Source organism: Acinetobacter sp. YH12049 (assembly GCF_013419875.1).
GTDB lineage: Bacteria > Pseudomonadota > Gammaproteobacteria > Pseudomonadales > Moraxellaceae > Acinetobacter > Acinetobacter amyesii.
Window position 1 is genome coordinate 67,405 of the sequence record NZ_VOZH01000009.1, and the last position, 15,084, is coordinate 82,488.

A 15,084-nucleotide genomic window follows, 5' to 3' on the forward strand; every position below is an offset into this window, starting at 1 on the left:
ACAACTATGCAGGCAACGAAATATAAGCGCCGTATTCTAACATTTTTCTTGGACTTTCGCACACTATTCGGACAGGGGCAAAAACCACAAGCCAAACGATGTTTTTTACAACACATTTCAGGGCTTTATTGATTTACTTTAAATCAGCGATAGACATGAAAAAAGCGGCAGAACGCCGCTTTGATGGATGCTCGGACTCATGACCGCTTTATTTTGATTTTTCGATCCAATGATCAAAACTGAATTTACCTGCACCATGTAACATGAGAAATAATAAGCCGCCTGATATCGCCAAATTTTTCATAAAGTTAATGCCATCTTCTGCACCACCATGGAATAAAAATGCAGTGATTAAACTAAATACGGTTAGACCCAGTGCCGCAAAACGCGCTTGAAAACCAAACAATAAAGCTAAGCCACCACCCAACTCGACTAAAATGGTGATCGGAAGTAGCCCTGCCGGTACACCCATTGACTCCATATAACCTGCGGTTGCAGTGTAAGCGGTAATTTTACCCCAACCTGCCACAATAAAAATATAAGCCATCAAAATACGTGCAACGAGACTGACTACCGCATTGATTTGCGGCTGTTGACTCAGATTTTTCACCACTAGATTTGGATTAAACATACTGAAACCTATTTTTAATACTGTTCAAAAGATGTGCTTAGATTAGGTCGTTTCTTATTCTCTTTAAATATGCTTTTATAATATTCATCATTCCATATATAGAACGATTTTACTGATAATTAATTACGTTTTAATACTGACTTTGCTGCCCCAGACTGATAGCATCAGACCACTATTTTACGCATATAAGCCCCATGGAACTGATTGATTTTATACTACATGTTGATGACCATTTACTCGAGTTCATTACCAATTATGGCGTATGGATTTATGCAATTCTGTTCCTGATTATTTTTGTTGAAACCGGTTTAGTGGTCATGCCCTTTTTACCGGGTGATAGTCTTCTGTTTGCAGCAGGCGCGCTCGCTGCGTCAACAGGTGCCATGGATCCATGGGTTTTGGTGATTTTGCTGTTTATCGCTGCGGTCTTGGGCGACACGCTGAATTACCATATTGGTAAATATATTGGCCCACGTGTCTTTGAAATTGAATCACGCTTCATTAACCGTCAACATTTGGTCAATACGCAAAAATTCTTTGAAAAACACGGTGGTAAAACCATTATTTTTGCCCGCTTTATTCCTTTTGCACGAACCTTCGCGCCTTTTGTGGCAGGTGCAGGCAGCATGAACTATAAGTACTTCCTGACTTTTAACATGATTGGTGCGATTTGTTGGGTTGGCTCATTTATCACTTTAGGTTATTTATTTGGCAATATGCCCATCGTGAAAGATAACTTCACCCATCTGATCTTCGGCATCATTATTATTAGTATTTTACCGGGCGTGATTGGTTTTATTCGAGCAAAATTAAAGAAATAAACCGATGTGGTGAACACCTTTAAGCAAAAAAGCGTAAAACCACGGGAAACATACATAAAATCAGCATCAGGGCCGATCCTTTATACAGAAGATCGGCCTTAATTTTTTGGGTCTTACCGGCCAAAATCGTCCGTCCAAATGACATCCAAAACAATGCAACTGGTAGCAAAACCACGCTAAATACAGCGAAAACCAAAATAAAATTTAATGGGCTAGCCCAAGTTTCAATTGGGAAAATACCTGCAGCAAAAAGCAACGCTTTAGGATTTTTTAACGAGGAAATAAATAATTCACGTGGTTGAATTGAAGGATGTTTTTGATTGTACTGATGTAAATGCGTCGATTTCCACAAATGAAAAGCCAACCATAAAACATAGGCAATACTGAGAAAATGTAGCAAGTGAATTAAATTCGGCCACACTGGAGCGCTTAAATGAATAATCAACGCCCACAAATTAATGGCATAGAAATAGCCCAATAATTCTGCAGGAATCAGCATGCACGTCTTTGCAATGCCTTGTTGATGTGCAGAGCTTGCCATTAGTGCATTGCTAGGTCCCGGCGTCATCATCACCGCAATCATTGCCAATACAAAAAGCCAACTCTCAATCATAAATACCCAGACAATGTTTCAAAGCGCACACCTTAGCCGAAATGAATTTAAAAAAACAAGTACGCGCTAGGTCAGTTTTATCCTTGTACAAGTCAATGCACTCACGCTGAATGTTCAAGACCAGAAGGAAGTATTGAAATACACCAATAATATTTAATTTAATTTTTTCATAGATTTAAATATTTTATTGGCTCTAAATAGTGCAGTTTATTTGGCTCAAAAAAAATGCCAGTAGACGCGTCGCCTACTGACAAATTTTATTACACTTTTCTCATAGCACAGGCCTAAGCCTCAGCTCATGATCCGCTTATGATTTTGCTGCGGTAGCCGAATTTACGCGAACGATAATCGGACAACCTTTAAATTTTGCTGCCTGTACAATCGCTTCTTGCTCACCTAGAACGCGTGAAAGTTCGGTACGTTTGGTATTTGAAGATTGTCCCATATTGACCGAAATACTCGGACCAATGCCCCAACCTCCACGGCTGCCCCAGCCACCACCAAGGCCTACACCCACACCAACGCCTGTACGCTTCGGTGTTTCTACACCATTTTGAATATAGTCGTGGATTCGGTTGTATTCGCTTTGCAATTGTTGGCAACTCAAAGACTGATACTGTGTAGGTGAAACATAGCTTGGTTTTGGCGTACTTGCACATGCACCCAATACAACAGCAGTGAAAGCAACTAGACCACATTTAAGTGCATTCATACTTTTCTCGATACTACTTTTGCTCAATTTCATTGAACAATGATTGATAGGCTTGCGTCAATTTATGATCTGCAGCCAAATGGATTAAAGGTTGATTTTTATGATGAGATTCTTTCATCAGCACCGAAGGCGGTAACATGCTGTCCAATACAGGAAGTCCTTCATCTTTGAGTTGTTGTACAACTTCGCGCGGCAACTTCGCCTGTGCCTGAAATTGATTGACCACAATGCCTTCAATTTCCAAATGATCATTATGATCATCCTGCGTTTCTAACACATTTTCGATCAGGGTCTGTAAGGCACGTTTTGAAAACACATCGCAGTCAAATGGAATCAGCACGCGATCTGCCGCAATCAACGCAGATAAGGTAAAAAAGTTAAAGGCCGGCGGTGTATCAATAAACACTCGATCATATTGACCGCTCATCTGCTGCAAAGCATCGCGGAGTTTGTAAATTTTATGCTTAGATTCTAAGGCATGTGCCAACGCGCCTAAATTTGGACTGGCAGGAATCACATCTAAGCGTGGATAAGGTGATGCATGCACATAGCTTTCCAAACCTTTGGCACGACCTTTCAAAATCGAACCGATGGCATTTCCCAACAAACCTTTACTTTGTTGTGTCCCCAAGACTTCTTCAAAATAATTTTCAATATTGGGTTCAAGAGCAGGCTTATCTGCCGAATACGTCGCATCATCCCCCAACAAATATTGACTTGAATTGGCTTGAGGGTCGAGATCAATCACCAAAGTTTTTAAACCTTGGTGCGCGCTTATCGCCGCTAAATTGACCGTAATACTCGATTTCCCCACACCACCTTTTTGGTTAAATACCACACGCGTACGCATTCAAAACCCTCTAATCTTTGTTTTTCTACTCAAGCCTTGAAATCGGCCATGTGGATAAGCCATTTATCCAAAAACTGGTTTGATTATAACCAATGTAATGATGAAAATAAGTGCAATAGCTGCAATAAATAAGCCCGCACGGCGCTGAACCAATAAAATACTGTCATCTTTTTTATACGCTTTAGATAAAGAAGACAGCAGCACCAAAAACAGCACAACTTTGGCATAGAACCATGGCTGCACATCAAAGTTCTTCATAAACAATAAGATAATTCCAGTCACGGCAATTAATGTCATTGAGCCATGTTGCAAAGCAACAAAAAACTTCCGCCCTGCCGGATTGGGTAAATTGCCCTGCGTCCCTTTAAACAACGTAAAAGCACGAATGAAAATGGCAGCACAGCCTAAAGCCACACCACACATATGAATGATTTTAATGATTAATTGCGTTTCCATGGCTCACCTTAAGATGACTTAGGTGCATGCGCACATTCAGGGCTAGTGGTGTCTTGACCTTTCCATTCTTCGGGTAAAAACGCATGAATGGCCAAGGCATGAATTTGCCCCGGACTAAGTAAATCACCGGCTGCGGCATAGACTTTTTGATGACGTTGCACCAAACGCAAACCTGCAAATGCCTCACTCACGATCACTGCTTTAAAATGCGACTCTTTACCTGGGAAATAACCTCCATGACCTGCGGACTCATTCACCACTTCAAGATGTGTAGGCGCTAATGTCTGTAGACGCTCAATTAATTGCTGTTCTAAACTCAAAACGGCTCTCCCAAATTCAAAAAAGTTCAACTGGTCTTAGTATAGCCTGTATTTGTTCAAGTTCTTGTGTCGCAAAGTTGCTGATACCGTCTGAATTGCATGATTTCATCAAAATGGAAGCCTTCGACCTGCAAAAATCTTCCGAATTTCAAATAAATTGTTTTTATTTTATGCAAACGATGCACAGATTTTCATAAAGTTATTGACCTGAAAAATCCTTAATGTATTATACGTGGCTATGCGGGAATAGCTCAGTTGGTAGAGCATAACCTTGCCAAGGTTGGGGTCGGGAGTTCGAGTCTCCTTTCCCGCTCAAAATTTTTTCATTCGGTTTTTTATTTAAAAAATTGGATAGACTCCGCGGGAATAGCTCAGTTGGTAGAGCATAACCTTGCCAAGGTTGGGGTCGGGAGTTCGAGTCTCCTTTCCCGCTCCAAATTTTTTTCGATTCAGTTTTTTAGTAAAAAAACAGGATAGACTCCGCGGGAATAGCTCAGTTGGTAGAGCATAACCTTGCCAAGGTTGGGGTCGGGAGTTCGAGTCTCCTTTCCCGCTCCAAATTCAAAAAGCCCTCATCGAAAGATGGGGGCTTTTTTATTGTTGATTTAATTAATGTTTTTTAATCTAATTAGAATTATTTACTAAAGCCTACTTATAAGTTTTATTAGTCGTCCCTATCTTCGGTGACCAAGATGTGACCATTTTGTGCCACCACATTATAAATAACTTTAAATAACCTCAAATTTCACCAAATTATATGTACTTTATAACTCATCCAAAACCAAAAACTGGACCTAGAAAATAGAATTTTAGTTCAAGGTTTGAACTAATTTTCTTAAATTTGTGACCAATCAATTTTTTCATGTGACCATCGGTGACCAAAAAATTACAATAAAAAAGTGAGTTCTTTCACCATCGAAGTAATTATTCAAAAATATAATCGACCCCTTAATAAAAAATTTTAACGATCATCCTAATCATAGACTGAATTTGTGACCAACTGACATTTTGATGTGACCATCTGTGACCAAAATACAATATATATTATTGATTATTTTCATTTTGTTTAAAAATTAATAAATCACCAACTTCTACATTTAAAGCCACACAAATCTTATCAATTGTCTCAAAATCAATTCTGACTGATTCATCGTTATAGAGCTTATGCAATGTAGATTTATTTATTCCTGTACTTCTAACTAAATCAGCTACTTTTAACTTTCGCTCAGCTAGTAAAACTGCCAAGTTTGAAATAATCATAAAATCTCCCACTTAAATGGTAAAAAGTACTTGTAAAGTCATAAAAATATGATAAATTACGCCTAAGGAATAATTTTTCCTAGTTACCTAGTAAAAATCAGAGGCTTTATTATGTCATATACCTATCTTACAGCCCAACAACTGGCTGAAAAAATTCAGTACGACGCACGTACTATCCGCAATCAATTAAAAGACAGCGTTTTCATTGAAGGTGTTCATTACATTCGTCCTTTCGGTGGTCGCAAAATTCTTTTTGTATGGGAACGCATTGAAACTGAAATGCTTAAATTTACTGGTTTAAGCATGGATGCTTTGCAATAAGTTTCAGGAGGTCTAACTGATGGCTACCATCCGAGAACGAAGCGGCAAACTGATTGCCGATTTCCGCTACATGGGCATTCGTTGCAGAGAAACAACCAATCTTGAAGACAACGCCTATAATCGTCGCATTTTGAAAAAACGTCTCGAGCAGCTTGAAGCTGAAATTACTTTGGGAACTTTCGAATATGAAAAGTACTTCCCCAAAAGTAAACGTGTCGAGCAGTTTAAGGAAAAAAGAAGTCAGCAAATCGCTGTACAAACTAAGGTTCCTCTTTTTAAAGAGTTTACTGAATTATGGTTTAAACAAAAACAGATTGAGTGGAGAACATCTTATCAACATAAGGTTTCAATCATTATTAAAAATTATTTGATTCCTGCTTTTGGTAATCAGGTTCTCTCGAAAATCAAGAAGTCAGACTTGCTGAACTTCCGTGCCTCTCTCGCCAAAGTGACACACGGAAAAGATCAAACAAGTCTGAAAGCATCGAGGATCAATCAAATCATGACGCCTTTACGTATGATACTCAATGATGCGGCTGAACGATACGAGTTTGAGTCGCCTTATAAAAATATTAACAATCTGAAGGAAAGCAAGATTGAAGTCACACCTTTTTCTCTGGAAGAGGTGCATAAAATTCTTACCACAGTGCGTGAAGACTTCCGCCCCTATTACACCATCCGCTTTTTTACGGGTATGCGCACCAGTGAAATCGATGGTCTGCAATGGAAAAATATCGACTTACAACGTCGTGAAATCCATATCAGAGAAGCGTTAGTGAATGGTGTGCTTGGTGGAACCAAAACTTATGGTTCTGACCGCACGATCCAGATGAATGACCGCGTTTACCAAGCCTTTCTGCAACAGAAAAGCTTAAATAATGGTAAATCAGAGTTTGTTTTCTGCAATCGTGATGGTGGACCTCTCGATTATCGTCTGGTGAATAAACGTGTCTGGCATCCGATCTTGCGCTTTCTAGGTTTGAAGTCTAGAAGAGCCTATCAAACACGCCATACAGCAGCAACTCTTTGGCTGTCAGCAGGAGAAAATCCGGAATGGATCGCACGTCAATTGGGACATTCAACGACTGAAATGCTATTCCGGGTCTATAGCCGTTACATCCCCAATGTTACGCGCCGCGATGGCAGTGCATTTGAAGCCATGCTGGAAAAACTAAATACAGAGGAGCTTGCACATGAATAGTAAAGCTTTCTTTGGTGGTGTGGTCGTCAGCCCTGAAGCAGATATGGTCGCTCGTGAATTAATCCATGAGCTACACATTCCCAAACTGCACAATCTGGCATTTTTGCTGGAGATCAATAAATGCTTCGATGACCACCAAGCATTGAGACTCTGGTTACAGCGAATGTTGGATGAAGGGCAAGCCCATTACGATGACCTGGCCCAACAGGCCCGTCTCCGCTTAATGAGTCTCGCTCACTAATAAAACAAACACAGACAGAAGGTCATCCAATCGATGACCTTAGCCCCTCTATACCTATAAAAAAGGTGAACACATGCATAAAGATATTTCAATTTGGATGCCACTCTATATTGGCGACCTACAGGCAAAATTTGCACGAATGACAGCAGAACAAATTGGTGCGGCACTGCTGTTAATGATGGATTTCTGGAAAAATGGTGCCATTCCTCATGACCTAGCTACTGTATGTAGCATCACGAAATTACCGCAGCACACCAAGGCTAAAACTTTGTTAAATACGCTGATGGCCCTAGAATTGTTTGAAGTCGAGTCTGAGCAGATTCATTCAAATTTCTTAAGCAGTTTAAAAAGCCAAGCATTGCAAAATCAGCAAATGAAATCTGATAAAGCTAAAAATGCAGCTCAAGCACGTTGGGGGAAATCCGCTAGTAATGCTCAAGCATCAACCAAGCAACGAAAAGTAAATGCTCAAGCAGCTCCTGAGAAGAGCTCGAGTATTACTCAAGCTATGCTTGAATCATGCCCTTCATCTTCATCTTCATCTTCATCTTCATCTTCATCTTCATCTTCATCTTCATCTTCATCTTCATCTTCATCTTCAAATTTTGAAGAAAAAAATGAGAGTTTTTTAGAAAATTCAAAGTGGATTTAGGAGATTAGTCATGAATACCATGCTTAAAACACTCCAGTTTCGCGCAGAAACAACGGAAACACTTTGCGCTACCCATCATATACCCCTGATGGAAATTGCTGATCACAGGCTCTGTAAATTGTGTGCCAAAGAAACCGTCCAGCACTCACATGCAGCCTATGAGAATGAACTGCAACAGCGATTGCTACAACAAAAAATTAAAAATTCAGGGCTCAATAAACGCTACCTGGATCGTGGCTTCAAGAATTATGTAGTTGCATGCCCTGCACAAGACAATGCCATCAAACTATGTCAGGCCTTTGCACAACAAATTATTTCTGACCACAACCCGAACATGTTGATGATTGGTACACCAGGTACAGGTAAAACCCATCTGAGTGCATCAATTATTCGCAACATTCTGCATAACAGTACAAAATCTGCACGCTACTATACCAGTGCAGAAATTGCTCAAAAAATGATGGATACCTGGTCAGATACTTCACGCTCAGAGAAAGAAGTCATCGACCATTTCTCCAGTTTTGATTTATTGGTAATTGATGAATATGGCCTGCATGACCGGCATGAAAAACGCCTGGAGATGGTGCATAAGGTTTTGTATAGTCGTTATGACAATATGAAATCTACCCTACTGATTTCCAATTTCACAGTCCAAAATATGCAGCGGGATTTAGGTGTCCGATTATGGTCACGATTACATGAAAACAATTTGATTGTAGTACCGTGTTATTGGGATGATCGACGAATAATCGGATAGGCAAACTCTTTGCTCAAGCCAATTATCTTCCGAGATAATTGGCTTTATTTTTAAAATAATAAACTAAAATCAATCTTAATCGTTAAGTAAATACATCTAAACCACCTACATGGCAGTGAACACATGCATTGATATATGGCAACATACCAAAATTTCTAAGCTGCCTATGCGGCAGTGAACCATTATATAATGCTATAAACATTTATTTTAAACTTCTAAGCTGCCTATGCGGCAGTGAACCAATCATGTATAAAGCCATGCGGTGTGTATGCCTTCTAAGCTGCCTATGCGGCAGTGAACTCCGTGGCCCACTGTGCAAGCAGGCCGCGCAACTTCTAAGCTGCCTATGCGGCAGTGAACTGGCAAGCAAGCCACTGGGGATGCCAAGCTCTCTTCTAAGCTGCCTATGCGGCAGTGAACAAAATCATCCGATGTATCAACAAGTGGCTGATCTTCTAAGCTGCCTATGCGGCAGTGAACGTATTGGTTAAGCCGACACGCACAAAGTTAAACTTCTAAGCTGCCTATGCGGCAGTGAACTCGTAAAGCAAAACAAAAAGCATAAGACAAAACTTCTAAGCTGCCTATGCGGCAGTGAACATTCAACCAAGGTATTGCTGCGGATCGTGAGTCTTCTAAGCTGCCTATGCGGCAGTGAACACCACCACCACCGCCACCGCCGCGACAGAATTCTTCTTCTAAGCTGCCTATGCGGCAGTGAACACGTCCCAAGCGTTTGCTGTGTTGGCAGTTAACTTCTAAGCTGCCTATGCGGCAGTGAACTGCAAGTGATAAGTCTGGTGTGCCTTTCTTCTCTTCTAAGCTGCCTATGCGGCAGTGAACTGCGCTTGCTGGTATTGCGGTTATCTTCAAATCTTCTAAGCTGCCTATGCGGCAGTGAACCGTAATTACTCAATTAGCACCTCTATGTTTTCACTTCTAAGCTGCCTATGCGGCAGTGAACCAATAAACAATCGAATACAGCGAGTTTACAGTCTTCTAAGCTGCCTATGCGGCAGTGAACTTGAACAAGGTTTAAAAAACAAATATGGCACTCTTCTAAGCTGCCTATGCGGCAGTGAACAGCTTAAAAAGACAATGGGGTGTGGCTTACAACTTCTAAGCTGCCTATGCGGCAGTGAACATGGATTTTTTAATAGCTACGGTTTTAATGAACTTCTAAGCTGCCTATGCGGCAGTGAACTTCGATTTGCAACAGACACAGAAGCACAGTTACTTCTAAGCTGCCTATGCGGCAGTGAACTAGATAAACCGCCAGATATATCTTTATTATTTCTTCTAAGCTGCCTATGCGGCAGTGAACTTGATGCTTCTTTAGTCGATATCGACTTAGATCTTCTAAGCTGCCTATGCGGCAGTGAACAAATTCTATTTAGAGAAGTAGAAAGGTTCGAACTTCTAAGCTGCCTATGCGGCAGTGAACGGCTTATCTCGTATGGTTTTTATTCTTGTATGCTTCTAAGCTGCCTATGCGGCAGTGAACGGTGGCAAGGTGAGCAGAAAGACCCTGAAACACTTCTAAGCTGCCTATGCGGCAGTGAACATAAAGCAGATAATTGGCAAATTGTTTTAGATCTTCTAAGCTGCCTATGCGGCAGTGAACGTTGAAATGTACATGTTGCCATACCGAAAAATCTTCTAAGCTGCCTATGCGGCAGTGAACATTCACGCGCAATCATCGGGATTGACTTGAATCTTCTAAGCTGCCTATGCGGCAGTGAACAATCCGTAGGCTTGACCTTTAACAGCATTAACCTTCTAAGCTGCCTATGCGGCAGTGAACCGGAGCAAATGCTGCCGTGAATGCGTCTTTGTCTTCTAAGCTGCCTATGCGGCAGTGAACAGTGTATTGTTTGCTAATGAAAACTATTACAACTTCTAAGCTGCCTATGCGGCAGTGAACCGTTATATTGGTCATAGCGGTTCTATCCATAACTTCTAAGCTGCCTATGCGGCAGTGAACTTCGCTTTTGGTGCATGGATTGTAGCTGTTAACTTCTAAGCTGCCTATGCGGCAGTGAACATATAGACGCATCCGATGTAATTGATGAAATACTTCTAAGCTGCCTATGCGGCAGTGAACCGCATTATTATTGACTTATGCCATGTTTTAAACTTCTAAGCTGCCTATGCGGCAGTGAACTATAACTGATTAATTTTTACATTATAAAAAAACTTCTAAGCTGCCTATGCGGCAGTGAACCTTCATGGAGTTTATTTGGTTCTCAAGATCAACTTCTAAGCTGCCTATGCGGCAGTGAACGTAAAGCTGTGAATAACCTGATCGAATGTTTTCTTCTAAGCTGCCTATGCGGCAGTGAACAAAATTGTTAAGCGCATTAAAGAAATCAAGCACTTCTAAGCTGCCTATGCGGCAGTGAACTTTGTGGGTATGGACTCGTATTACTACCACAACTTCTAAGCTGCCTATGCGGCAGTGAACAGCTTTTCATCCAATCCAAAAAAAACTCTGACCTTCTAAGCTGCCTATGCGGCAGTGAACTTTCCTATCAATTCCCATTAGATCGGCAATTACTTCTAAGCTGCCTATGCGGCAGTGAACAAGCACTGGCAAAAATTGGAATCTTAAGAACTCTTCTAAGCTGCCTATGCGGCAGTGAACGGTGTTGATGTTGAAGAACTAAAGCAAGCCATCTTCTAAGCTGCCTATGCGGCAGTGAACTCTTTTCAAGCCATGCATTTAAACAAGACTGTCTTCTAAGCTGCCTATGCGGCAGTGAACGAGGCGGCAGCGGAAGCTTACGAGGCTGTGATCTTCTAAGCTGCCTATGCGGCAGTGAACAAAAGAGATAAATGATTATGATAAAGTTTGATCTTCTAAGCTGCCTATGCGGCAGTGAACAAAGGTCACTATAATTGCCCTCTATCGTCAAACTTCTAAGCTGCCTATGCGGCAGTGAACCATTTATTTAAAGGTGAAAAAATGCAATTCAACTTCTAAGCTGCCTATGCGGCAGTGAACAGTGATCATGGAGGAATAGCTTATTATAATCCCTTCTAAGCTGCCTATGCGGCAGTGAACGATGAAACTTATACCGAAAGCCCTGAAATTTTCTTCTAAGCTGCCTATGCGGCAGTGAACTCTTTTTTTATTGCGCCGTGGTCTTGCCAGTCCTTCTAAGCTGCCTATGCGGCAGTGAACTGATACTTCGAGAATTGGTGGTTTTTTATTAACTTCTAAGCTGCCTATGCGGCAGTGAACCAAGACTATGCTAGGGCAGGCGATGAACCGAGCCTTCTAAGCTGCCTATGCGGCAGTGAACGCAGTCACACCGTATTTCGATATGTTGATATTCTTCTAAGCTGCCTATGCGGCAGTGAACGCAATAAACAAGGGTTATAAAATGAATATGTTACTTCTAAGCTGCCTATGCGGCAGTGAACTTACAGATTTGCGCAAATTAGGAGCAAAGAATCTTCTAAGCTGCCTATGCGGCAGTGAACAGTGCGTTTTGTGCCATTTGATAACGCAGAGCCTTCTAAGCTGCCTATGCGGCAGTGAACATTGTCCTTAAACAAACCGAAAACAGCACTTTCTTCTAAGCTGCCTATGCGGCAGTGAACGCATTACCGCTATACCAGAAATAACGTCTATACTTCTAAGCTGCCTATGCGGCAGTGAACCTAACGGCATCGTAATTATTGCCGGTGAAACACTTCTAAGCTGCCTATGCGGCAGTGAACCTGTAATGGTACAGACAAAGAAAAATTAGAATCTTCTAAGCTGCCTATGCGGCAGTGAACTTCCGAAGCTACTGCAATCGGTTTAGCTTTTTCTTCTAAGCTGCCTATGCGGCAGTGAACTTCCTCAAACGCTTACTGACTGGTGGAATACACTTCTAAGCTGCCTATGCGGCAGTGAACAAGTACAGCCTACCGATTTTCCTAGAATGTCACTTCTAAGCTGCCTATGCGGCAGTGAACTCGTCCTACTTTTGCAGCAAATGTTGGCGGTTCTTCTAAGCTGCCTATGCGGCAGTGAACTTATTCTTTGGGTGTGTGGGTCTCTTGATAACCTTCTAAGCTGCCTATGCGGCAGTGAACGACATGATGAAAGCGCTATCCAAAAACATGAACTTCTAAGCTGCCTATGCGGCAGTGAACTTGAAGTGGATGCCCGTGGTTGGTTGCGATACCTTCTAAGCTGCCTATGCGGCAGTGAACAAAGACGAAACAGGAGGAAAATTAGAAGCTATCTTCTAAGCTGCCTATGCGGCAGTGAACACGGTAAATCATTTTTTAGTACCGACAATCTTCTTCTAAGCTGCCTATGCGGCAGTGAACTGGTCAATTTCGACTAGGCGCTTTAAGACATACTTCTAAGCTGCCTATGCGGCAGTGAACTGCCATTCATTCAGAGTTTTTCGTGGGTGGGTCTTCTAAGCTGCCTATGCGGCAGTGAACTGAGTGGACGTTACTTGTTTAATATCAAAAGACTTCTAAGCTGCCTATGCGGCAGTGAACCTGCTATGTTTTTAACTGGCGGTAAGTACACACTTCTAAGCTGCCTATGCGGCAGTGAACCAGGCGCATTATCAAGACGATGTAAACCTATTCTTCTAAGCTGCCTATGCGGCAGTGAACCGTTCCAAATACGACAAGTCCATTGGATGCTTCTTCTAAGCTGCCTATGCGGCAGTGAACATCCGCTTGAGCCTGCTAAACAATACATGAACCTTCTAAGCTGCCTATGCGGCAGTGAACAAAGGCATATTTGATTTAGTCACCGTAAAATTCTTCTAAGCTGCCTATGCGGCAGTGAACATGATAATGAGAGCCTACAAGACTTAAAACATCTTCTAAGCTGCCTATGCGGCAGTGAACCTACGACTGACTTATCACTCTATTTCACTACTCTTCTAAGCTGCCTATGCGGCAGTGAACGTTTTTCAGGCTCTTGATTTTCATCTTGAGCTCTTCTAAGCTGCCTATGCGGCAGTGAACCAAACCCCAATGATGAAAATAATCCATTTTTTGCTTCTAAGCTGCCTATGCGGCAGTGAACGATTGGTTTAAGAATGCCAAAGCTGTGGAAGTCTTCTAAGCTGCCTATGCGGCAGTGAACATAACAACAGCACAAGCAGCGCAAATAGGATTCTTCTAAGCTGCCTATGCGGCAGTGAACACTATATTGAAGGATTGTGTCGATTACACTCACTTCTAAGCTGCCTATGCGGCAGTGAACAAGTTCAGAAGAAAGTGCGAATATGCTTAATTCTTCTAAGCTGCCTATGCGGCAGTGAACCACCACACATCAACAAGTTTTAAGCACCAGAACTTCTAAGCTGCCTATGCGGCAGTGAACAACAAGGTACTGGCGGCTCTGATAATGGTTCACTTCTAAGCTGCCTATGCGGCAGTGAACGTAATCATTCTCCAGTGCGGTTAAATAAGTATCTTCTAAGCTGCCTATGCGGCAGTGAACAAGTACAGCCTACCGATTTTCCTAGAATGTCACTTCTAAGCTGCCTATGCGGCAGTGAACCAGCAGTTACAGCATTAATAGCTTTAATAACACTTCTAAGCTGCCTATGCGGCAGTGAACGTGTAGTAACTCGTCAAAACTTATCTAAGTATCTTCTAAGCTGCCTATGCGGCAGTGAACAATTGTTTGTATAAGCGACAAACTTAGTAACACTTCTAAGCTGCCTATGCGGCAGTGAACCGTCACGAATATCTAAACCATATTCCATTGTACTTCTAAGCTGCCTATGCGGCAGTGAACAATAATTTCGTCTTTATAATCGCTTGATTCAACTTCTAAGCTGCCTATGCGGCAGTGAACAAATAATCTAATACTTCATCTTCAATGTGATTCTTCTAAGCTGCCTATGCGGCAGTGAACATTTGAATCATCGCCATGATCATGCCCTTCATCTTCTAAGCTGCCTATGCGGCAGTGAACTGGTTATTTAACACAGGGATCGTTATTTTATTCTTCTAAGCTGCCTATGCGGCAGTGAACTAATTATGGAAAAGCTTTGCCAAAAAATGACACTTCTAAGCTGCCTATGCGGCAGTGAACGTTAATATGGCTTTGGTGGCCACTTCATTATACTTCTAAGCTGCCTATGCGGCAGTGAACTCTCAAATCATATATCTTTAGCTTAATTACTACTTCTAAGCTGCCTATGCGGCAGTGAACGCTTTAGGTGAATAAGGTGAAAAAATCCATTTCTTCTAAGCTGCCTATGCGGCAGTGAACTT

General features: G+C 41.7%; 13 protein-coding genes, 3 tRNA genes and 1 CRISPR repeat array (1 of these 17 only partly in view). Of the genes, 9 read left to right on the top strand and 7 right to left on the bottom strand.

Features of this window, described 5'->3' with window-relative positions:
* Window positions 1-208 precede the first annotated feature (208 nt).
* Window positions 209-631, bottom strand: coding sequence for a DoxX family protein (locus FTU05_RS05555; protein ID WP_180164499.1), 423 nt, complete (start codon window positions 629-631; stop codon window positions 209-211).
* 194 nt (window positions 632-825) lie between these two features.
* Between FTU05_RS05555 and FTU05_RS05560 the strand changes: the two genes are divergently transcribed.
* Window positions 826-1,452, top strand: coding sequence for a DedA family protein (locus FTU05_RS05560; RefSeq protein ID WP_180003550.1), 627 nt, complete (start codon window positions 826-828; stop codon window positions 1,450-1,452).
* A 19-nt stretch (window positions 1,453-1,471) separates the two neighbouring features.
* Here the strand turns inward: FTU05_RS05560 and FTU05_RS05565 are convergent, their stop codons facing one another.
* The 5 genes from FTU05_RS05565 to FTU05_RS05585 form a co-directional block, all read right to left on the bottom strand.
* Window positions 1,472-2,065 (bottom strand): LysE family translocator, encoded by a 594-nt coding sequence (locus FTU05_RS05565; RefSeq protein WP_168378830.1) that lies wholly within the window; start codon window positions 2,063-2,065, stop codon window positions 1,472-1,474.
* 307 nt (window positions 2,066-2,372) lie between these two features.
* Window positions 2,373-2,777, bottom strand: coding sequence for a hypothetical protein (locus FTU05_RS05570; protein WP_180003552.1), 405 nt, complete (start codon window positions 2,775-2,777; stop codon window positions 2,373-2,375).
* Window positions 2,778-2,790: 13 nt separating this feature from the next.
* Window positions 2,791-3,627 (bottom strand): ParA family protein, encoded by an 837-nt coding sequence (locus tag FTU05_RS05575; protein ID WP_180003554.1) that lies wholly within the window; start codon window positions 3,625-3,627, stop codon window positions 2,791-2,793.
* A 63-nt stretch (window positions 3,628-3,690) separates the two neighbouring features.
* Window positions 3,691-4,083, bottom strand: coding sequence for a SirB2 family protein (locus FTU05_RS05580; RefSeq protein WP_168378832.1), 393 nt, complete (start codon window positions 4,081-4,083; stop codon window positions 3,691-3,693).
* Window positions 4,084-4,091: 8 nt separating this feature from the next.
* Window positions 4,092-4,403 (bottom strand): BolA family transcriptional regulator, encoded by a 312-nt coding sequence (locus FTU05_RS05585; RefSeq protein WP_078191519.1) that lies wholly within the window; start codon window positions 4,401-4,403, stop codon window positions 4,092-4,094.
* A gap of 240 nt (window positions 4,404-4,643) precedes the next feature.
* On the opposite strand from FTU05_RS05585, the gene FTU05_RS05590 reads away from it, so the two are divergent.
* From FTU05_RS05590 to FTU05_RS05600, 3 genes are all read left to right on the top strand, one after another.
* Window positions 4,644-4,716, top strand: a tRNA-Gly gene (locus FTU05_RS05590).
* A 47-nt stretch (window positions 4,717-4,763) separates the two neighbouring features.
* Window positions 4,764-4,839, top strand: a tRNA-Gly gene (locus FTU05_RS05595).
* Window positions 4,840-4,885: 46 nt separating this feature from the next.
* Window positions 4,886-4,961 (top strand) — tRNA-Gly (locus tag FTU05_RS05600).
* Window positions 4,962-5,447: 486 nt separating this feature from the next.
* Here the strand turns inward: FTU05_RS05600 and FTU05_RS05605 are convergent.
* A complete protein-coding gene (locus FTU05_RS05605; protein ID WP_106985268.1) occupies window positions 5,448-5,663 on the bottom strand; it encodes a helix-turn-helix transcriptional regulator in 216 nt (71 codons plus the stop codon).
* Between the two features lie 111 nt (window positions 5,664-5,774).
* Here FTU05_RS05605 and FTU05_RS05610 point away from each other — a divergent pair, with 111 nt between their 5' ends.
* The 5 genes from FTU05_RS05610 to FTU05_RS05630 all read left to right on the top strand — a co-directional run bounded on the left by FTU05_RS05610 (window position 5,775) and on the right by FTU05_RS05630 (window position 8,835).
* Window positions 5,775-5,984, top strand: a complete 210-nt coding sequence (locus tag FTU05_RS05610; RefSeq protein WP_000122748.1) for a hypothetical protein — start codon at window positions 5,775-5,777, stop codon at window positions 5,982-5,984.
* Window positions 5,985-6,003: 19 nt separating this feature from the next.
* Entirely contained in the window at window positions 6,004-7,185 is a 1,182-nt protein-coding gene (locus FTU05_RS05615; RefSeq protein ID WP_180164501.1) for a site-specific integrase, read from the top strand.
* Window positions 7,178-7,426, top strand: a complete 249-nt coding sequence (locus FTU05_RS05620) for a hypothetical protein (protein WP_004895356.1) — start codon at window positions 7,178-7,180, stop codon at window positions 7,424-7,426. Before FTU05_RS05615 ends, FTU05_RS05620 begins: the two co-directional genes overlap by 8 nt.
* A gap of 73 nt (window positions 7,427-7,499) precedes the next feature.
* Window positions 7,500-8,078, top strand: coding sequence for a DUF1376 domain-containing protein (locus tag FTU05_RS05625; protein WP_180164503.1), 579 nt, complete (start codon window positions 7,500-7,502; stop codon window positions 8,076-8,078).
* A 10-nt stretch (window positions 8,079-8,088) separates the two neighbouring features.
* A complete protein-coding gene (locus tag FTU05_RS05630) occupies window positions 8,089-8,835 on the top strand; it encodes an ATP-binding protein (RefSeq protein ID WP_180164505.1) in 747 nt (248 codons plus the stop codon).
* A gap of 93 nt (window positions 8,836-8,928) precedes the next feature.
* Window positions 8,929-15,084: a CRISPR direct-repeat array (repeat unit 28 nt; unit sequence CTTCTAAGCTGCCTATGCGGCAGTGAAC) (it continues 3,001 nt past the right edge of the window).